The organism is Cupriavidus sp. WKF15 (assembly GCF_029278605.1).
In the GTDB taxonomy this organism is placed as follows: Bacteria; Pseudomonadota; Gammaproteobacteria; order Burkholderiales; family Burkholderiaceae; genus Cupriavidus.
Genome location: NZ_CP119572.1, coordinates 2,671,356 through 2,692,970, shown reverse-complemented (window position 1 = coordinate 2,692,970; position 21,615 = coordinate 2,671,356). Strand labels below are relative to the sequence as shown.

At 62.6% G+C, this 21,615-nt stretch carries 8 protein-coding genes; 6 read left to right on the top strand and 2 right to left on the bottom strand.

Features of this window, described 5'->3' with window-relative positions; genetic code table 11:
• Positions 1 to 14: 14 nt before the first annotated feature.
• Positions 15 to 884: a hypothetical protein gene (locus CupriaWKF_RS12515; RefSeq protein ID WP_276098184.1), complete on the top strand. Its 870-nt coding sequence runs from the start codon at positions 15 to 17 to the stop codon at positions 882 to 884.
• Between the two features lie 119 nt (positions 885 to 1,003).
• On the opposite strand, the gene CupriaWKF_RS12510 is transcribed toward CupriaWKF_RS12515, so the two are convergent.
• Together CupriaWKF_RS12510 and CupriaWKF_RS12505 are read right to left on the bottom strand one after the other, a co-directional pair.
• Positions 1,004 to 1,720, bottom strand: coding sequence for a DUF6710 family protein (locus tag CupriaWKF_RS12510; RefSeq protein WP_346348605.1), 717 nt, complete (start codon positions 1,718 to 1,720; stop codon positions 1,004 to 1,006).
• Positions 1,721 to 1,938: 218 nt separating this feature from the next.
• The gene (locus CupriaWKF_RS12505; protein ID WP_276098182.1) at positions 1,939 to 2,181 is read right to left on the bottom strand and encodes a hypothetical protein; all 243 of its coding nucleotides are present in this window, start codon (positions 2,179 to 2,181) and stop codon (positions 1,939 to 1,941) included.
• 279 nt (positions 2,182 to 2,460) lie between these two features.
• Here CupriaWKF_RS12505 and CupriaWKF_RS12500 point away from each other — a divergent pair, with 279 nt between their 5' ends.
• The 5 genes from CupriaWKF_RS12500 to CupriaWKF_RS12480 all read left to right on the top strand — a co-directional run bounded on the left by CupriaWKF_RS12500 (position 2,461) and on the right by CupriaWKF_RS12480 (position 21,493).
• Positions 2,461 to 4,611, top strand: a complete 2,151-nt coding sequence (locus tag CupriaWKF_RS12500) for a filamentous hemagglutinin N-terminal domain-containing protein (protein ID WP_276098181.1) — start codon at positions 2,461 to 2,463, stop codon at positions 4,609 to 4,611.
• A gap of 53 nt (positions 4,612 to 4,664) precedes the next feature.
• Positions 4,665 to 6,383, top strand: coding sequence for a ShlB/FhaC/HecB family hemolysin secretion/activation protein (locus CupriaWKF_RS12495; RefSeq protein WP_276100788.1), 1,719 nt, complete (start codon positions 4,665 to 4,667; stop codon positions 6,381 to 6,383).
• An 18-nt stretch (positions 6,384 to 6,401) separates the two neighbouring features.
• Positions 6,402 to 7,310 carry a peptidyl-prolyl cis-trans isomerase gene (locus CupriaWKF_RS12490; protein ID WP_276098180.1) on the top strand — a complete coding sequence of 303 codons (909 nt, stop codon included), beginning with the start codon at positions 6,402 to 6,404 and terminating at the stop codon, positions 7,308 to 7,310.
• A 140-nt stretch (positions 7,311 to 7,450) separates the two neighbouring features.
• Positions 7,451 to 19,324: a filamentous hemagglutinin N-terminal domain-containing protein gene (locus CupriaWKF_RS12485; RefSeq protein ID WP_276098179.1), complete on the top strand. Its 11,874-nt coding sequence runs from the start codon at positions 7,451 to 7,453 to the stop codon at positions 19,322 to 19,324.
• Positions 19,325 to 20,284: 960 nt separating this feature from the next.
• Positions 20,285 to 21,493 (top strand): hypothetical protein, encoded by a 1,209-nt coding sequence (locus tag CupriaWKF_RS12480; RefSeq protein WP_276098178.1) that lies wholly within the window; start codon positions 20,285 to 20,287, stop codon positions 21,491 to 21,493.
• Positions 21,494 to 21,615 lie beyond the last annotated feature (122 nt).

The window sequence follows — 21,615 nt, the reverse complement described above, 5'->3', positions numbered from 1 at the left end:
ATTCATCGATATACATGAGCGAGAAACGAATAATGAAAATGCACGCATATGTTCTGGCAGCAGTCTGCTTTGTCGGTGGCAGCGAAGTTCTTGCTGCTCAGGTCGACTCATTCAACGGAGAGTGGAAGGGTGAAATGTCGTGTGGCGCGACGGCAGATGGCAAATCCGAGCCGTTCACCCACCCAGTCTCGATGATTGTGTTTGGGGATACAGTGAGGCTGACGCGAGAGACCCCGCGGGTCGTGGAAAACCTTGGGGGGCTGATGAGTCCGAGTGGACACCTCGAGGTGTCGGGGCCGGGACAGTTCAAATCTGGGCAGGGCCAGTCATGGAATACAAGGGTCTCCGGGCAGGCGACAGGCGCGCGATTCGAGGGCGTTGGTGGCATCTATGCCCAGGACGGGACGAAGCGCCGGGACTGCCGGCTGATGCTGAGCCTTACAGCCGTTTCTCAGGCCGCCGGCCACACGCCCATGCGGCAATCCGTCGCCGACGTCAAAGTTGTCGCGAACAACCAGCGCCAGACTGCTCCTTCGACTTCACAATCGGGTGGGAATGTGAATCAGACTGGCGCCGCCGAGGCTGTCACGAAGCAGAGTTCTGGAAATGACTCTGCGGTAAATGCCCGAGGGGCAGCGCGTGCAACGAAACCTGCGGCTTCCAAATCCTCCGAGAAGACTGTGACCGGAGTTGTCCAGTCGGGAACGCTGGATAGCGCATTGGAAGTGGCAAGCGGGAGGACCTACGTATTCATGACCAAATCTTCGATTGCAGAAAAGATATTCTCAAAATGCAAGCTTGGTGATACCTGCTCTGTGACGGGGCGATTTGACGACGAAGCAGAGAACATCTTGACTGTGACTAGGGCCGTCAAGGTCAAGTAGTGTGCCAACGCATTAGCCGGTTGCAATGCGCCTCCGCCAGGGACGCCAAGGCTATATTATCGCCTTGAAAGATGGGGATCGTAGCCTACGCGGTCCACGCCGTTCGTCCGGCCCGGTCGTTAGTCTCTAGTGTCGATGAATGGTACAACTCGGAAGTCACGCATCAGGCGGCCGATCTCGAAAACTGCTGCCGTTCGAGGATCTGGAACCGGGCAGATCTTCTTGCCCGTCCTCCTGCAGCGGTAGTGCAGACCATCGCAAGCCAGCTCGTCAAGCAAATAACTCATGTCGTACGCCTCATCCGGCTGAACGTGGCCTTCACCGGCCAATATCCCAGCAGTGATCGAATGATTGCCACCAGTTACGAAACCGATTCCCCATGGTAACCACAGCGTCACCCCATGGTTGCCATCCTGGCGCCACCCCGTATCCCGGTCGTTGTTCTTCGCTGACCCGATGGTCGCAAGAGCGCCAACATATCTTTGCCTGTTCCAGGCCCAAGGAAGGACGATATGCCGTGCGAGTTGCAGACGGATCTGATCGGTTCCCAGCGCCTTACCTCGCCAGGTCATCCTATCGGCAGCATACAGGCGGTCCTGCACAGCCGGAGCAAAGAAATCATTGGCATCAATATTCGAATAGGGATCTCGCCCCATCTCCGCAACGCCCAGCAAGTACTTGGCCTGAAGTGGTCGAACGGCGGCGCGCACTAGATCAGGCAGCCCCCTCGGATTTAACTCAGCAATCTCGTGAGCAGTCGTTAGGAGTTGCCGGAATCTAGCCAGCGGGTGCTGTCTGTCCCGTTCTGCTCGCCTGACTTCCCTGCGGTCCCGCATTGAGTCAAGCGAATATCTTAGCCTGCTGATGGGAGAAGAAGGCTCGATTTGGGAAATGCCATTCCCGGTTGCTTGGCCTGTCATATGCACGTTGGGTTGGGGTTCTCAGAAGAGTGCGCCTGCACCTCTCTACCGGTCGCCGTCGCTCACTTGGGGACAGCAGCTGGGGGGCGGATATGCGCAGATCCAACTCAGTTCCTGGGCTTATGCCGTCACCGCTATTGGTTCTCCGCGAACCGGAGAGGCTCGTCCGGGTCATCGCCGAGAGCGATGAGCATGTCACGCAAGAAATCTTGCTCGGCTGCGTCATGTTCAGGCGTTCCAACTCCGAGAGCAAAGATTTCGGCGCGCGTGAACTTGCCCCTTGCTTTTCGGATCGCATCGATGCTGTCCTCGAACGCAACCATTTCCGCATAGCGCGCATGATTCTTGTCGATGAGTCCGGTCTTCTTGAACTTCAAAGTCCGGTCTTCTTGAACTTCATTGTGAACGCCGTGATTTTCGTGACATGCGATGTATCTACGGAGATCGGAGTGAGAAGTTGAGTTCTTTCGCAAATGCGGAAATGCATTGATTAGGCGCGTAAGATGTTCCCCACCCACTTCAGTAGGGTACGGAGAATCCCTTGCCTCGTCGTAAACCACGATACGAGGTCGCCCAAGTGGCGAGTGTCCGTTCCATTCGCGAACAACCAAAAAAACGCGAGGAGCGCGCCCTGCTTAGATCGGGGCGCGACCGACATGGTCAACAACAAGTGTATCTGGCGCAGGCGTCTGGACAGACGCACTGCTGGCGTTTGCTTTGCCTTTTTAGGCTTCACGCTTCTTTGCACATCCAGCCTTGGTGCAGGGATCGTTGTCGACGGCGCCACTGCCACAAGCGTGGCCACGGCAGCCAATGGCCGTCAGACCGTGAATATCGCGCCAGCGGTGTCTGGTGTTTCGCAGAACACCTACACGCAATTCAACGTTGGTACTGCGGGTGCCACGCTCAACAATGTCGGCATCAATGCGCGCACCATTGTCAATCAGGTCACCAGCACGAATCCCACTCTGATTTCCGGTGACTTGTCAGTGACTGGGCCGCGGGCGAACGTGGTCATCGCCAATCCGAACGGAATTACCGTGGATGGCGGCTCGTTCGTCAATACCGGCCACCTGGCATTGTCAACGGGCCAGGTCAGTTTTACTGATGTGCAGATCGCACCCGGTACCTATCAGCGTAACGTCAATCTGGCCACGTCCGCAGGCACGATTGTGGTGGGGCCACAGGGATTGACCGGCGCCCTGATCGGCCTTGACCTGCTGGCCAAGAACATCAGCATCCAGGGGCCCGTTACCAATACGTACACTTCGCCGACCGCCATCACGCGCCTGTCGGCGGGTGACAGCAATGCGGTCATCAACACAGGTCTTTCGCCGACGGACAACGGTCACGACTGGCTGCAACTGACATCCCCGGCCCAGCCGCGCACGGCCACGAGTTATGCCATCGACATTACGTCGGCAGGCAGCCTTGTCAGTGGACGGATCGAATTGATCGTGACCGACAAAGGGCCAGGCGTACGTAGCGCCGGGCCGCTCAATGCGACCTATGGTGACTTCGCGCTGACTTCCAACGGCAGCGTGCAGTTGGTGAATACCACGATTACCGCAGCAAATGGCATCAGCCTCAACGCCAAGGACGCAGTCGCGTTTTCCAATGTCGATGCCAGGGCTAACGGCGGTGGCTTCACCGTGTCCGCAAGCGGCGACATTCTGCTCGCGGAAAGCCGGGTGCTGGCGAGCGATGCGGTTGTGATGGACGGGGCGTCTATCACGCTGCAGCATACGAGGGCCGATACCAGTACGCTGGCGTCGGCCAACAGCGGCATCCTGCTCAAGAGCGCGGGCGACATCACCAGCGTGAACACTCTGGTGCAGGGCAGGAAAAGCATCGAGGGGAACACAGAATCCGCGGGCGCGGTGACGCTGGCCGCCAGCGGCAATATCGTCAACCAGACCACACCGGGCGGGCAGCTGAGCATCCTGTTCGGCCAGGAGGGCGACGTTTCGCTCAGTGCCGGTGGCGGCATCACAAATCGCAACGCGCGGATCCTGTCGAACCAGAACGTTGCCATTACTGCCGGTGGTGACTTTGCCAATGTCATCGATCACACCGAAGGCGTGATGGGTGGCGCACCGGTCAGCTATGCACGGAGCAGTCCGAGATGGCTGGTGTTCTCCAAGCGAGAAAGCGGTATGACGGTCGACTACGGCTCGCTCGCCGATCCGGCGCGGCTGTCGTACGTTACGGCAGACGCCGGCAATATCCGGATCAACGCAAACAACGTCATCAATCACGGTGGTTCGATTCTGTCGAACAGCGGTGAGATCAGCATTCAGGCAAGCCGCACGTTTACCAATGAGGCGGTGTTCACTGGGCAGGTCTCATACGGCCGGTCATGCGTTTTCCTTTGCCGCTACCACGCCGAAAGCACCGTGCAGTCATTCGGCGGAATGATCGAGGCGGGCGGGGATATCAGGCTCGCGGCCGGCTCGCAGATTCTGAACGTCGGCGGTACGGTGCTTGCGATCGGTGGCTTGTACCTGTCGGCGCCACAGGTCATCGCACGGGGTGTCACGGGGTACACGGCCTTTGTGCGGGATCACGACTTGAAGGCGTGGTTTGGCAACAACTGGGCGACCATCTATCGCACCGACACGGGTGGCCTGTATCGCGCTGGCAGTGGCCAGGTCGAAATCGACGGTGAAGGCCAGATTGAAGGGGGTTCGTTCGTGGCACCGGGCGGTGTGAACGCAAGCCGCGGTGTCACCACCATACGCAGTCCCTACCGCACGCCGGTCACGCAGCGAAACCATCTGGGACTCGTGTCGTGGTTCGGGCTGTGATTGGACGCTATGGCATCGTGGCCAGTCTTGCAGCCTTGACCGCATTCGAAGCTTTGGCTCAGGCGTTGCCACCTGTAAATCTTCCGGCCGTGCGACCGGAGCAGGATCCGGGTCAGCGGCTGCTGCAGGAGCAGAGGACCCGCGAGCAACAGCAGCAGGCGGCCCAGGCACCAGCGGAGATCGCTGTGCCCACGCCGCCGCCTGTGCCGGAGGTCGCGAAAGGCAAGGACATCGAATCGTTGCCGGACGTGGAACCTATGTTCGTCATCCGCGATGTCGAATTCAGCGGCGACACCGTTCTTTCACAAGAGGAACTGGCGGCGGTGGTCGCGCCGTTCCTCGGCCGGCGCCTTGGGCGCAACCGGGTCAACCTGCTGCTGCGAAGAGTGACGGAAGCGTTCATCGAGCACGGCCACATCACGACCCGGGCCTATCTCGGCCCGCAGAACCTGGCCTCTGGTGTGCTGAAAGTGAATGTGGTCGCAGGCAAGGTGGGTGCTCTCACCCTGAACGGCAAGCCACTGCGCCCGATCCCGGACGGCGCTCGTCCATTCGAGACGGACGGGGGAGGCGTGCTGACGGACGCTGGAACAGCGTGGGCCTTCGGTACCCGTGTGGGAGACGTGCTGCGGCTGGCGGATCTGGAGCAGGGCGTCGACCAGATCAACCGACTGCGCCGCAACCAGGCGGAACTGCAGATCCTGCCCGGCCAGTCGCCTGGCGAGTCGGTGATTGCCGTTGCCAACCGCTATGGCGACCGCTTCTTCTACGACCTCGGCATGGATAACTACGGCAGCACCCAGACGGGCAAGCTGCGCTACCGGCTGGGAGCGGAAGCGGACAACGTCATCGGCCTGCAGGAATCGCTCGGTCTGAGCTTCGTCGGGACCCGTGACAGCAATGCCCTGGTGCTTTCCGGCGCGGTGCCGGTCGGCTACCAGACCTTCAGCTACACCACTTCGGTATCGGAGTACCAGCAGGTCATCGGCGACGCGGCCTTGCTCGAAGGCCGCACCTTCAGTCAGATCCTGGGCTGGAACTCCGTCCTGAGCCGGTCCCGCATGGGCAGGATGAGTATCGATGTGACCTTCGCCAGGACGCGCACCGAGCGCAGCATTGCAGGCCTGGCCTTGTCGCCGCAAAGCCTTTCCGTGCTGCGGATGGCTGCCAATGGCTTTGTCCGCTTCACGGCCAACGGGCAGCCGGCAACGGCGACCTATGACTTTGGCTTCTCGCGCGGCGTGCCCTGGCTGGACGCGGTGCATGACGATCCCACGATAGGCCGGGGTGATGCCCACAACCAGTTCAACAAGGTGGACATGACCGGCACGGTGCAGTTGACGGCCGGCACGCTGCTGCAAACCTCCTGGGCCTACCGGGGTACCTTGCGCGGCCAGTTCAGCCCGGTCGCCCTGTTTGGCACCCAGCAGATCTATCTCGGCGGAATGAGTTCGGTGCGCGGCTTCACGGAGGGCGGCATCGCGGGCGACAGCGGCCTCTACCTGCGCAATGAACTGGCCTGGCAGAACGCGCCGGCATGGGACGGCGCACGCATCGAGCCCTATGTCTTCCTTGACGGCGGCAAGGCGCACCTGAACGCACTGGGCGGATGGCCGACGCTGGCTGGCACCGGTATTGGCGTGCGGGCACAGGGCAGGTACCGCCAGCAAGCGATTTCGGGGGAGATCCTGCTGGGGCAGGCCCTGATCCAGCCGAGTTCGCTTGGCAAGAAGGCCACCGTCCTGCTGGCCACGCTCAATTGGTCGATCTAAGAAATGGGGAATACCGACATGACCACCTTCAATATCCACCGGCTGCTTTTGCGCAGTGAGGCACTGTTCCTGTCCTGCGTCCTGGCCATTGGGGCGCACAACGCCTGCGCCGCTGCCAGGACCCAGCCGGAGCCGAAGAACAAGACAGCCGTTCAAGCGGCGGACACCGGCCCGCTGCCTGCCGGCGTGGTCGCACGGGTCAACGGGGCACCGATTACCCAGGAGCAGCTTGATGCGGCGCTGAGATCGGTCAATACACCCGTCACGCCACAGATTCGCGACGCGGTGAAGAACCAGCTCATCGCCCGGGAGCTGTTCCGCCAGGCCGCTGAGAAGGGACACTACGATACCCGCCCCAATGTCCGGCTGGCCATGGAGCAGGCCAAGGCCCTGGCCATGACCCAGGACTATCTGCGCGATGCGATCAAGCCTGCGCCGGTATCAGAGGCCGATGTGCGCGCGAAATTCGACGCCATCGTGGCGACGCTTGGCGAGTTCGAGTACAAGCCCAGTGCCATCATCGTGAAAGATGCGGACACGGCGCAGAAGCTCCTTGAACAGATCAAGAAGGGCGGGGAGTTTGCGCAACTGGCCCGGCAGAGCAGCCAGGGACCCACGGCCGCGCAAGGCGGCGTGCTCAACTGGGTCTCGTTCAAGCTGCCGCTGCAGGAAGGCCGAACCCAGAACTGGCCCTTGCCGTTGGCGGCGGCCATGGTCCAGCTCCCAGAGGGAGCCGTTTCCGCTGCGCCCGTGCAAGTGGGCGAGGCCTTCTGGCTGCTGCGCGTGGATGCAAAGCGCCCGACCCAGATTCCCCAGTACGAGCAGATCAAGGACGCGCTGCGCAAGCAGCTTGAGTCAATCGAGGTCCAGAAGGCGACCCAGCAAGTCGTCGTTGACCTGATGAAGAGCGCGCGCATCCAGCAGTAAGCCTCAAGCAATCCAGGCAAGACCACGGTGGCGGCCTGCCAGTGCTGCCGTGCAGCGTCACCTCGGCCGGGAGGACGACGGCGCGAGGCTGCAGGCCATTGCCTGCGGCCCGTCACCAGAAGAAGCGCAGACAAGAAGCCATGAACAAGCGTATGCGGACCGTGTTTCGTCAACTTGATCACGCCGGTGTGGCGCGTGAGGTGTCACGCGCCGATGCCATGCTGTCGGGCGCGGGGGCAGCACTGCCTGCCGCCCACCGCCTGCCGGTATGGAAGCGGGCGCTGGCGGGCATGATCGCGGTGCTGACATGGCTGACGCCGCTTTCCGTGACCTTCGAGCAGAGTCGTGTCGCAGCCGGCACGCTGAACGCGGGCAACCGTTCGTGGACCGACGAAGCCTGGGAAACGCTTCAGGCGAAGATCGCCTTGCGCATCCGCTTCGCCATGCAGGCGGCGCAAGCAGCGCCGATTGTCGATCCCGCGGCGCCGATCACGTTCCGGCCGACCATCACGCAGACCACGGGCGCCGGCGGCGGTGTTCCCGTGGTCAACATTACCGCGCCCAATGCCGCGGGCATCTCACTCAATCAGTACCAGAGTTTCAATATCGATCCGGTCGGGCTGATTCTCAACAACAGCCTGCTGGGCGGCACCTCCCTCACGGGTGGCCAGCTGGATGCAAACGCCAACCTTGGCAACCGCGCAGCCAGCGCCATCGTCAACCAGGTGACTTCCACCGGGGTGGGCTATGCCAGCGCGCTCAAGGGGCCGCTCGAAGTGTTCGGTGCACCCGCGACGGTCATCATCGCGAACCCGAACGGCATCACCACGCAAGGGACGGGTTTCACCAACACGCTCGGTGTTACCCTGACCACGGGCCAACCACAGTTCCTGACCGGTCCCGCCGGGACGGTGACGGACTTCTCCAATGCGAAGGCGCTGGGCTTCAACGTCACCGGTGGCCATATCCAGATTGAGGGCAACGCCGGTGTCAATGGCCCCGGCTCGGGTATCGAGGGCACGGTCGGCACCATTGACCTGATTGGCGAAACCATCGGTGTCAATGCACCGCTCTATGCTGGCTCCCGGATCAACGTCGTCGCTGGCCGCCAGTTTGTCACACCGGCATCGACTTCTGCGACGGGCACAACCTATGCGACTGCGGCCAACGGTACCGTGAACACGGCCGCCGCCATATCCGCCGCCAATGGCGGGGCCAACAGCGGATACGCCATCGACGCCACGGCATTCGGCGCCGTCACCGCTGGTCAGATCCAGGTGATCGGCACGGCTGCCGGCATGGGCGTGCGCATGGATGGGCAGCTGGCCGCCAACGCCGGGGATCTTCTGATCTCGGCCAATGGCGATGTCTCGCTGGCTGGCACCGCAGCGCAGCAGCAATCCACGTTGCTCGCAGCGGGGAACATCGCGCTCAGCGGTACGCATATTGGTGTCGGCGGCTACACCATCATCGCGACTGGCGATATCAGCTCGTCGGGCACGATCCAGTCCGGCGGCCAGTTGAGCGCTAGCGCAGGCCGCAATCTCAATGTGGCAAGCACGCAAGCTACGGGTGACACGGCGTTATCGGCCGGCGCCAACCTGCAGGCGGGTGCGCTGCAAAGCGGGGGCGCCCTGGCGCTTTCGGCCGCTGGCGGTGACGGTACCGGCGATATCGCCGTGACGGACACGACCACAGCCGCCGGTGCGGCAACGCTCACTGCTGCCCGCGATATTCGTCTTGCCGGTCAGTTCAGCGCCGCCACAGTCAATGCGCAAGCCAACCGGGACATCAGCGTTCAAGGGACCTCGACCGTGCAGTCCGCCGCCGACACGGCGCTTTCGGCGGGCGGCAATGTTGTTGCTGGCGGCACGCTCAAGAGCGGCGGCAATCTGCTGGCGACGGCGGGGCAGAATCTTGCCATCACAGGCCAAAGCACCGCCAACGGCAATATCGCCCTGAACGTCGGGGGCGACACCCAGATTGCGGGCTCGCTGGCCAGCGGCGGCGCTACCTCCGTCACGGCGGGCGGGAATCTGTCCATTGCCGGCTCGCTGCTCGCCACCACCGACGCGAATCTGCAGGCCGCAAATGGCATGGATATCGCCGGCGTGCTCATCGCCCAACAGAATGGGACTTTGCGGGCTGGCACGAATCTCACTGGACCAGGCTCCCTCGCCTTTGGTCAGAGCGCGAACCTGCAGGCTGGCAATGACGTCGCGCTCACCGGCAAGCTGCTGTCGAATGACTTGTCGGTGCAGGCGGGCAATAGCGTGAGCCTTCAGGACGTCCAGGCAGGCGGTGCGCTGGCTGTCATCGCACGGGGTGGCGACGTGGCCTTCAACGGCAATGCAGCCGCCGTCGGGGCCGCTGCCGTGACGGCCGGCCGCGACGTGCTGGTCAGTGGTGCGCTGGCTGGCGGCGCGGGCGTGGACATGGCTGCGGGCCGAAACATAGGCGTGGGCGCCAGTGGTTCGATCCAGGCCGTCAGCGGCCTGAGCCTCACGGCGACCACGGGAAATATCACGTCTTCCGGCAACCTGACGGTCGGCGACAAGCTCACCGCCAGTGCGGGCAACGACATCTCGCTGGATGGCGCCACCGACGCCGTGGGCGACATCGCTCTGTCGGCGGGTCGTGACATCTCGATCTCAGGTGCCGCTTCGGGCCGGGGAAACGCGCAGCTCGTCGCAGGCAACGATGTGAATGTTGGTGGTGCTGCCGCGATAGCCGGGAACGTAGCGATCAACGCTGGACGAGACCTGTCGGTAGGCGGGAGCCTCGTGGCCAATGCCATCAACGGGGTGGCTGCTGGCTCCGTGTCTGTGAACAACGTCCAGGCGAACGGCGATCTTGCCCTGCGCGCTACAGGGACGGCTGGTGGTGGGGATATCCATATCAACGGCACCGTGCAGGGCGCCGGTGCTGGCTCCCTCGCAGCGGCCCGGGACATCGTGGTCAATGGCAGCCTGCAAACCGCTCGGGCATTGAACCTCGATGCCGGGCGAGATACGGCCATCGCCGGCACGCTGCAATCCAACGAGGATGTCTCCGTTGTCGCGCGCACCGGATCGGTCAGCAACGCTGGCACCCTGCAGGCCGGTGGCAATCTGGCCATCGACGCCGCACAGGCGATCGTCCTGGGGCCGAATGCGACCTCGGCGCTGGGCGATACTGCCTTCGCTGCCGGTGGCGACATCGTGCTGGGCGGAACGCTGGCTGGCCAGGGCAATGGCACGCTGGTCGCGGGCGGCACCATCAGCGGAGCCGGCAACACGGCGTTTGGCCTGGCTGCCTCGCTGCAATCGGCGGGCGACACTAACCTGGCCGGCTTGTTGCGCGGCGGTTCAGTGCAAGTGACGGCAGCGGGCTTCGCCACCCTGCACGACGTGCAGGCCGGTTCAGCGATGAACCTTTCGGCAGGGCAGGACCTGAACCTGACTGGCGCCATTGTTGGCGGCGCGGATGTCGCGGCATCTGCCGCGGGCAACCTCAACATCAGTGGCGGTATCCAGTCTGCCGGAAACACCGCACTGACTGCGGCCGTGGGCTCGGTCCTGAACACGGGAACCATCGCGAGCCAGGGCACACTTGGCCTTCAGGCCGGGACCGACATCCGGCTCGATGGCACTATCACCAGCAGTGGTGACGTGGCGCTTGCCAGTGGCCGCGACATCGTCATCAATGGCGTCCTCAATGGCCAGGGTAGCGGCCAGTTGCTGGCCGGGCGCGACCTCGCTGGTACGGGCACGATCACATTCACGCAACCGGCCATCCTGGCCGCCGGGCGCGACATCGCCCAGGCCGGGTTGATCCAGGGACAGGCCGTTCAGCTTGTCGGCGGCAACAGCGTCGCCGTGAACAATCTTGAATCCGCATCGACACTGAGCGTGCAGGCACTTGGCAACAGTGGTGGTGGCGATGTGCAGGTCAATGGCAGTGCAGCGGCCGCCGGCGCCATTCAAGTCGCCGCAGTACGGGATGTTGCGGTCAACGGCAAGCTTGCCGCGGGTGCCATTCTTTCGGTCGACGCCGGGCGCGATATCGCCGTCGGTGGGGTCGTGGAGTCGGTGGGCGACCTGTCGTTGCTGGCCCGCCAGGGCAGCCTCAGTGCCACTGGAGGCATCCATGGCGGTGGGCAGCTCAATGTCTCCACGGGTCTGGACCTGTCGCTTGGCGCCAGCACGAGCGCGGTGGGTACGCTGGTGCTCAGCGCTGGCCGGGATGCGGTATTGAACGGCACGCTGGCCGGTGGAACAGACGGAACCGTGATTGCCGGGCGAGACATCACTGGCGCGGGAACGCAGGGCATCACCGGGGCCGCGACGCTACTGGCCGGGCGCGACCTGGCACTTAGCGGGTCCCTGCAGGCCGACAACGTAGAGGCCTCGGGCGGCAACAATGCGGCACTCAACAATGTCATCTCCGCCAAGGCACTGACGCTTACCGCAAATGGCAATGCAGGCGGTGGCGACGCGGCGCTGACCGGGACGGTGGGCGTACCAGGCGCGGTCCTGGTCCAGGGCAGCCGGGACGTGGCCGTCGGTGGCGCACTGACCGGCGGTACGCAAGTGCAGCTCATTGGCGGGCGCGATGTGACGGTGACGGGCTCGGTCCAGGCCATTGGCGATCTTGGCCTGCTCGCCCAGACCGGCAGTGTGTCAGTCTCCGGCAGCGTGGCGACGAACCAGGCACTGTCGGTTTCGGCCGGTATGGACGTGAACCTGGGCGGCCAGGTGGCCGCGGCCGGCACCATCGCGGCGCAGGCTGGACAGGACATCGCGCTCACGGGTACCGTTGCCGTCCAGTTGGACGGCACGCTCGAGGCGGGTCGCGACATCTATGGCGCGGGCAATGCAGCCTTCGGGCAGGCTGCCACGGTTGTCGCGGGGCGCGACACCGCGCTCAGTGGTGGGTTGCAGGGATCCACCGTGACCGTGACGGCGGGCAATCGCGCCGGACTGGGTTCGGTGCAGGCGGTAAGCGGCCCGCTCGTTGCGACAGCGAACGGAAACGCTGGCGGTGGGGATGTCGCATTGTCTGGCGCTGCCGCCTCGGCGGGCGACTTGTCCCTGCAAGGCACGCGTGATGTGACCGTTGCCGGTGCCATCAACAGCGGTGGCGTGAGTACGCTCGCGGCCGGCCGCAACATTGGTGTCGCTGGTGATCTCAATACTGTCGGGGATCTGACGGTGACTGCCGGCACGGGTCGGATCGATCTGGCCAACGCGACTACCCAGGGCAATCTCACGGCGACGGCCGCCACGGCATTGTCCGCTACCGGGCTGCTGCTTGCGGGGGGGGCGGCCAGCGTCAGTGCCGGCAGTGACATGACAATCGCGGGCATCGCCGCACAGCACACGGGTGTCCTGAATGCCGGCGGCAACCTCAACGCTGGCGGTGTGGCATTTGGCGACCAGGCGACCCTGTTCGCAACAGGAAATATCAACGTTACCGGCATCGTCGCGACCAACGGCACGCTGTCGGCCTCGGCGGGAAACAGCCTTGCCTTTGGCGAGGTCCAGGCTGGCGGTGCGGCGACCCTTGTTGCCAGCGGTGCTGCCGGCGGCGGTGATGTCAGCATCGCGGGCGCAACAGTGTCCGGTGGCGCCTTGCAGGTGACCGCCACACGAGACGCATCGCTCAACGGAACAGTGCTGGGCTACGACGTTGCAACGATCGTTTCCGGCCGGAACCTGTTTGTCGGCGACCAACTGGCCGCCAATGGCGACATTTCGTTGACCGCGACCAGCGGCAATCTCGCCGTGGCCGGTGCGTTGACCACGGGTGGCAACCTGACGGCCAGCGCGGCAGGCAACCTGATCCTTTCCGGCGGCCTGGTCAATGGTGACACCACGCTGGGCGCGCAAGGCGGCATGACGCTCACGGGCAGCCTGTTTGGGCTCGGTATGGGCACCTTGCATGCGGGGAGTGCGATCACGGGTGGCGGCGCGCTGAGCTTTGCCAGGGACATCAGCATCCAGGCTGGCAGCGGTGTGACTCTCGGCGACATCCAGGGTGGGGGGCAGTTCACTGCCACGGCCGGCGGGGATGCCACGTTCGGGGCGGCTACCGTGGTCGGCAAGCTCACGGCGACATCCGGCAGCGGCAGCATCAGCTTCAGTGGTCCGGTAGCCACCGGCGGTGATCTTGATTTGCGCGCGGCGCAGAATGTCACTGCCGCAGGCGGTGTGTCCGCCATGGGCGCGGTCAACGTGGCCGGCACGCAGGGCAATGTGACCGTGGCAGGTGTGTCCGCCAATGGCGATACGCGGTTGCAGGCGGGCCAGACCCTGACCTTGACCGGCAGCAGTACCGTGGCGGGTCAGATCAACCTTGCAGGCAAGAATGTCACGCTGGGCGGCACGCTCGCCGGCTCCAGGGACATCACTGTCGCGGCGCAGTCCGGTCTCGATGCGGGCCAGTCGCAGATCATTTCCACCGGCAATACGACGCTCAGTGGCAGCAATGTCACGGTAGGGAATGCTGTTGTCGGCGGCGCGCTCGACGTGCACGCCGGCAACCAGCTGTCGCTGGCAGGTCAGCAGGTCCTTGTGGTCGGCAATGCCACGCTTACGGCGGGGAATGGCCTCAATAACGCCAGTAACGTACTGGCCGGCAGTGATCTCACTGTGTCGGCCGGAAACCTGACCAATAGGTTTGGGGCGTCCCTGGCCTCGACCGGCACGACCACGATCACTGCCGGCAGTTTCACCAACGCGGGCATCGTCAATGGCCGCGCCACCAACGTGTCTGTCAGCGGAGCGCTTGCCAACAGCGGGTCGCTGATGGGGCTGAACGCGCTGAACATCACTGCCGGCACGCTCAACAATCAGGGCGGGCTCATCTTTGCGGGTGATCCCAATGCCCAGGGCGGATCGGTTACCGGGGACCTTTCGCTCACGCTGACCGGCGGCAACGGCGCCTTCTACAACGTCAACGGCAACATCCTCGCACAGCGCGACTTGGGTATTTCGGCCGTCAATATGGCGTTCGATCCCTCCCAAGGGACGATCAACCAGGGTGGCCGGCTCAATATCAACGCGGGTTCGATCTATGTCTCGGGCACTTGGAACGTGGGGGGCCAAGGGGCGACTGTCAACGGCATCTATGGCTTCACGAGCGCCGGCACGATCGATGGCTCGGCTCCGATGACGTTCTCCACGAACGGCACCTTTGCCAACTACGGCCAGATCAGCGCGGGTGACCTGACTGTCAATGGCACGCTCTACAACGCTGGCGGCGCCACCTTGCACACCAGTGGCAATCTGACGCTCAATGGGTCCGGAACGAACCGAGGTACGGTCGAGTCGATGGGCTCGCTCACCATCAATGGCGGCTCGTATGACAACCAGCTAGCGACGACGCAGGCGGCAGGCAATGTGACCTTCAATCTCGGGGGCGTGTTGCAGAACACCGGCGGCACGATTGCAGCCGGCAACAACGTGAGCATTCAAGCCGGCAGCGTGGTCAATGATCAGACGGTGCCGACCGGGCAGCAAACCACCACCACGTGGGTCAGCGATCCGGCGCTGCTCATGTCGACGCCGATTGGCACGCGGACGGTAACCACGTGGGTGAGTACAGGAGGTGACAGCGGCAGCAGTGTGCGAAATACGGAGATCCGCGTGGCAACGCTCGGCGACTTGCTTTCATCAACGACCGCGCCAGCCACCTCCGGCGATACGCTGACACTTGGGGCTACATGGGTGGCCCAAGGATACTACCAGAACGATAGTGGCGGGCTCTATTACGGCTGGTCCTGGGCTGCAATGGATCCGTCTACGGCAGGATCTGGCTCCCAATCGTTTGCTCTACCCGGTGTCTATCAGACCGTTACAACGCAGCAGGCCGGTACATCCGGTGTGATTTCCGCTGGCAACTCGGTCTCAATCCTGGCCGATTCATTGTCTAATCGCGGCGGACAGATTTCCGCACTGAACGGTGTCGCTCTGAACGTGCAGTCGCTCAGCAATGGTGCGGCCGTATCGACAACTACCAATCAGGCACTTACCCGCGTAGATCAGGCGAGCTTGACAGCCCTCCTGAACGCCATCAATGCTCTCGGCCCCATCATTGACCCAGGTGGTTCGACAGGTGATCCATCTCTGCCCGCCAATTATGGGATCGACATCAATTCCATTGCTCCATCGACTAGCGGCTCAGTGGCATGGTCAGCTCCCTTGGGCCTGATCGCAGCCGGCGGCAATCTCACAGTTAGCGGTGGCAATCTCGTCAACGAGGGAATTCTCTACGCGGGTAACAACGTGGTAATCAATGCTGCGAGCCTGACCAATCAAGGCGGCAACCAGCAGAGCTATTCGTCGCAAGTGGGCTGTGCCTCCGGCGTGCCGGACACCGCTTGCGGCACGGCGGGGCAGCCGCGCGGCAACAACCCGACCACCACCACCTTCGGCTACAACCAGCAGAACGCGTCTATTTACGCTGGTCATGACCTGGTCATTGCCGCCGGGCAGACCAGCAACACGTACGGAAACCTGATCGCTGGCCACAACATCGTGATCGGTGGCGTGGGTTCGACGGCGACTTCGACTACACCTGCGGACAGCCTGACCAATACCTCGGGCAATATCGTCGCGGGCAACAACATCCAGCTCAACGTGGCCGGTGCCATCACGAACACGCTGCCACCGCCGGTGACCGTGCATGAAAATTACGGCACGCAACAGCAATACGCCGGCTGCATGACCGCAGGCGGCTACAAAGAGAGCTACTGCGAGGGTTACGTCGACCAACAGTCCGGCAGCTCGTCGGTGATCTCCGCTGGCAATACGCTGCAGATCAATGCGGGGTCGCTGACCAACGTCGGCAGCCTGATCTCGGCGGGCGCCAACGCCGTCATCAACGTGGCAGGCCCGGTGGTCAACAGCGCCCAGACGCTGAACGCCTACTGGCATTCGCACTGGGTTCAGGAAACCGGCATGTTCAGCAGCGACAAGCGCCACGACATCTGGGCGTGCGGCACGCCCGAGCAGTGCGCGGCCTTGTACGGCAGTGCCTACACGGCCACGGGCGGCGTCATCAACCCGCCTACGCCGGTGGGCAACATCGCCGCGACCATCCAGGCGCCGAACCTGAGCATCACCGCGGGCGGCCAGATCCAGAACGTGGGCAATGTGATCGGCACGGAGGTGTCGCTTACGGGCCAAAAGCTGATCAACGGCATTACCACGGCCAACACCTACACGCCGCGGGTCAACGCACCCTCGCAGGTCATTTCTCTGACCCCGCAGACGATGCCGGGGCTGAACCTGGGCGTGCCGCGCGCGGTGGGGAGCGGCCAACTGCCAACGCCGGTGGCGGGCAAGGCGTCCTACGTGGATGGCCAACTGACGCCAGCGCTGTCCGCAGGCTTCGGCCCGCAGACGCTGCTGGACAACTTGCCGGCCACCCTGCAGCCGGGCTCGACGTTGTTCTACTTCAACCCTGAGGAAGAAAACCTGCTACTCCAGCAGGCAGCGCTGGCCCAGACGGGCAAGGCGAGCTTCATTGACGGGCTGTCGTACGACAGCAAGCAGAACCTGTCGACCACGCAGCAGGAGAAGGCGATTCTGTACCAGAACGCGCTGGCCTACGCGCAGGCCAACGGCCTGCAGCTGGGCACGGCGCTGACACAGACGCAGGTCAACGCGCTCGACCGGCCGATGCTGTGGTACGTGGAACAGACGGTGCCCGACCCGAACTGCACGGCAACAGGCGTTGCCACGTGCCCGACCCTCACGGCGCTGATGCCGCAGGTGTACCTGCCGGTCAATACGTCGGCGATGTCGGCGGGCGGGAACATCAGCGGCACCGATATCACGCTGGACTTCGGAAAGGGCAGTGGCGGCAGCATCGTGAACACGGGCAGCATCACGGCTGGCGGGACGCTGACGGTGCACACCGACTCGCTCACCAACCAGGCCAACGTGGTGGATGTGGGTGAGATCTGGAACAAGGTGTCAGGCGGATACCTGAAGGTTACGGGTACGCAGGTACAGCCAGGTGGGTTCATGAGTGCGGCGGACCTGGACCTGAACGTCCAGAGCATCGCCAATATCGGCGGCATTCTGCAGCAGCTCAATGCGAATGGCACGGTTGATCAAGCTGGTACGCAACAGTTGCTGGCGAACCTGCAGGCACGACTGGGCGGGAACTTCACGCAGGTCACCGAAGCGGACAACCTGCACACGGACTTCGTGAAGGAGGGAGGGAGTTTCGGGGCGCTTCAGCTGGTCGCCTTAGTCGCCGCAGTCGTGGTGACCATTCTGACCTATGGCGCCGCCAGCGAGGCTATTGGTGCGACGCTCGGCGCGGAAGGTGGCACATTCGCCACCGGAACGGCTGCCACGGCGACAACTACGGCAACCACGGCGGGCCTCGGCAACATCGCATTGTCCGCGGGGATTGCTGGGGTGGCAGGCAGTGCGACGAGCCAGGTGATCTCCACTGGCAGTGTGAATTGGGGATCCGCGTTTGAGGCTGGCGCGGTTGCGGCGATCACCGCCGGGCTCACCAACGGTATCACGTACAACGCTGACACCGGATTAGGGTTCTCAACGGGACAACTGGCCGTAGGCGGGCCGACTAGTTCCTTGGCAGCCCTCGGTGGTGTGCAGTCGATTGGAAATAGCGTTGTCCAGGCAAGCTCCACTGCTGCGAGCAATCTCCCGGTACAGGTGCTGGCTTTGGCCGCCGATGCGACGATCTCGGCGGGGGTTGGGTCGTTGATCGAAGGGGGGAGTTTTGGTGACGCGCTGAAGAATACCCTGGTCAATGACATGGCAGCCATTGGCGCCTTTGCGATCGGCAATGCGAACGAGGCAGGCTTCTTTGGGAAAGGCTTGCCTGGCGAACTCGCTTACATCGCGTCGCACGCGGCATTGGGCTGTGCGGCACAAGGTCTGCTGAGCGGGGACTGCGCGGCAGGTGCCATTGGCGGGGCGGCGTCTACCATCGTGGCGCCATTGGTACTCGGCTTGATTGATCCAGGCCAGACACCGCCGACGACAGGTCAAACGGCAGCGGCGACAGCGATCGCCATGCTGGCTGGCGGCGGGCTCGCATCAGCGCTGGGACAGAACGCCAATGCCGCGGCGCTGGCAGCCCAGAACGAAGCGCTGAACAACACCATCTCGCACTATGGCCAGCTTCGTCAGCAGTGCGCGAACGGCGGCGGCAGTGGGTGCTCCCTGTATCAGAAGGTCTCGACTGAGACGAGCAAGCCGATCGGGGTGCAAAGCGGGCCTTATCAGATCGTCGCCTATACGGATGCGAACGGAACTCCGAACGCATATGGCGCCTACAACCCGCAGACAGGGCAGACCGACTATGTAATGGATGGGGGTGACCTGCAAACGTTCATGCGTGGGATGAACAGCGGCACGTTGGATCGGCAGCCAGGATACCAAGCGCAGGGTGTCGCGGGCGCAACCAACGTTGTTACTGGGATATTCGCGGGGAACTCGGGCCAGGTTGTGCAGGGTTTTAACCAGATGGGGAATAGCTGGCTAGGAGCGCTGCAAGATCCGGGCTGGTGGCTAACCACGGGAACGGCCTTGGTCGGCGGAGTGGTTGCCAAGAGTACTACCGAGGCCGCTATTGCTACAAACAATGCGGGTGTATTTGACACTGGCGCGAATATCACGCCGATGTCGTCTGCAAATACCTATCGTTCTATCGGTGCCAATGGCACGTTTGTGACGCCGGTATCGAGTATAGAATCGATAACTGGGTCGATAAGTCCGACTGCTACGGAGATCACGATTTCACAGGCTCAGGCCACAGCTCTTGAAAATTCACTTGGGCTGAATCCGGGGTCGCTGGGGTCATCCAATGTGCTATCAATTGTTAGCGGCGTAAGCTCCAGAGCGCCTCGCTCACCTCTATCGGGGAATAACTATTTCCTGGGCGGCGGCCAAGGACTGCCAGGAGGAGGGGCGGAACTGGTAATCGACTCGATCCCCAGCGCTGGTGGACAGGGTATTCGGCAGATCACGGTGAAGGTAAAGTGACAACATGACTCAGACGCGACGTTTCCCCGGGCGAGTTACGCAGTGTCCTTCATGTCACTGCGAGGTATCCTATTCATGGTTGTCTGGTATGGCAGAGCCACGCCTACACTTCTACGCCAACGACAATAACGACGTACTGGTCCGCGCTGCGTGGTTCACAAATGTTGATGCCTTGCTTAAGCAGGGTGCACCTGACTCTGTGGTTCTTGCTGCCGTTGAGGCACTGTTGAAGGGGCTTCCCAGTGCTTCGTCAAAATACGCCGTATGGAGTAACGTCAAATGCCCGCATTGTCGAAGTGAGTTTCCGTACCGGTTTAAGGGAAATTTGAAGCTTAGGTTAGAAGATCCTGGGGTTATCTTGATCGATGGCTGCCGTCTTGACACGGATGCTGGCGTCTTTGTGGTTGGAGTGGACCCGATTAGATAGCGAGTCACAATAATGTGACAAGAGAGGCTTGCGCCGGCTTCTGATCGGACAGCTATACCCGATGCGACCCGGCTTCGGCCGGGTTCGTCGTTTCTGGGGCCAATCTTGGATCATGTCACCATGAGTACATGCAACTGGGAAGCCATTCACGGATTCGTGTCACCCGGGGAATACAAACGCTTCTGCTTGTGGTTGTCGGCCCAAGTGGACGCTGGAGTCGCTGAGGCCGTGCCGGTCGCCAAACCTAGTGATGACCTGATCTATGGAGTTGACGAGCACTGGTACAGGTGCAAGGCATCGGGCGAAACATGGCGGTTGATCGCCCCTCAAGCTCCGTATCGAGGTACATGGGAGCCTATCGGTCACATCTGGCGCCTGAAAGCCGCGTCTGGGCAAAAAACTTGGGAAGGGTAACCGCGTCGGGGCAGTGAGCCGCCGCAAAGCCAAGCTGCGTCTAGGGTTGCGGGGCATCGCCAACGTGGGACGCGTCGGGTGCTGGATATGGTGCCATTGGCGGGGCGACCTCGGCTATCGTGGCGCCGCTGGTGCGCGATGGGCTGTACGGCGGCACGCAGACCGTAGTCGATAACGGCAATGGCACCCAGACGACGAGCTACAACAACCTCGGGTACAACGCCGCGACCGTGGCCATTGCGATGCTGGCTGGTGGTGGCCTTGCATCGGCGCTTGGCGAGAATGCCACCGCAGCGGCCGGCGCGGCGCAGAACGAGGCGCTGAATAACTCACTGTCGGGCAAGCAAACGAAGGAGAAAGCCCAGGAACTTGCGTCTGCGAAGACGGACGGCGACAAGCTTGCGATCACCAACAAATGGGATCGGGTCGACCAGGCGCAGACGAAAATATTTACAGATCTGACAGACGCCAAGGATGCGCTGGCGATGGCGGGCACGCCAGACGAGAAGTCGGCGGCCCGGCAGAAGCTCCAGCAGGCGGTGGACAACGCTTCGGCGCAATACAAACAGTTCCAGGCCGCAGGGGACAGTGGTGGCGCTAACAGTGTGGGGGCGGCGCTGCTGAGTGCGAGCCTGGAGATTCAGAGAAACGGTGGCACGCTGACGGCGGAGCAGCGGCAGTCGTTGGCGCAGACGCTCTCGCAGGTTGGTACTGCGCTGGGTGCGTATGAAGGGTCCTTGTTCAGCGGCAACACAAACCTGGCGCGCGGTATTCAAACACTTGTTGGCCAAGTGGGCGGTGGGGTGGCATCAGGCAAATTGGTCTCATTTGCCTTGCCCAATGGTTCAACAATTGAAGGCATTCCTGCGAATCCGTCGCTTGCCCCTGCTGCGCCAACACCGCGATTCCAAGTGACGCCTGATCAGGCAGGACAATATCTCCGCCAGATGGGACTGCCGGAAAGCCAGATTGAGAGCTTTGTGAGCTCGTTTCAAGGACCCATTTACGTCCGAAACGCTCTGCCCGGTGAAACTTTTGGGGCATACTCCGGAGGGGCGGCTAGCCCAGCGTCTGGCCAGTTTCTTACTCCGGGAACCGCCGGCCAAACGCCGGGGCAAGTGACGAACACGCTGGCATTACCGCCGAGCAATCCTGCAACGACACTCAATGCGGCGACGATTAACCGGCAAATTCCTGTACTTGAGGGCGTTATTGCCCCTCAGAATTGGAGTGGTTACCAAACCGGAGGGGGGTGGCAGGTCTTTGTTCCTGGTGGGGCAAAATACGGTCCCAATCCGCCAGTGACGATCGGCCCAATCTTGAATTGAGGATAACTATGACGTTAAGTCCTGAGTTGAGGAAGCACTTGGAATGGCTGGCATCGAATTGGGATCGAAAGGGGCTCGCTAGCCTCTCTGCATACAATGCAACCTTCTATTCTGCGCTCCAG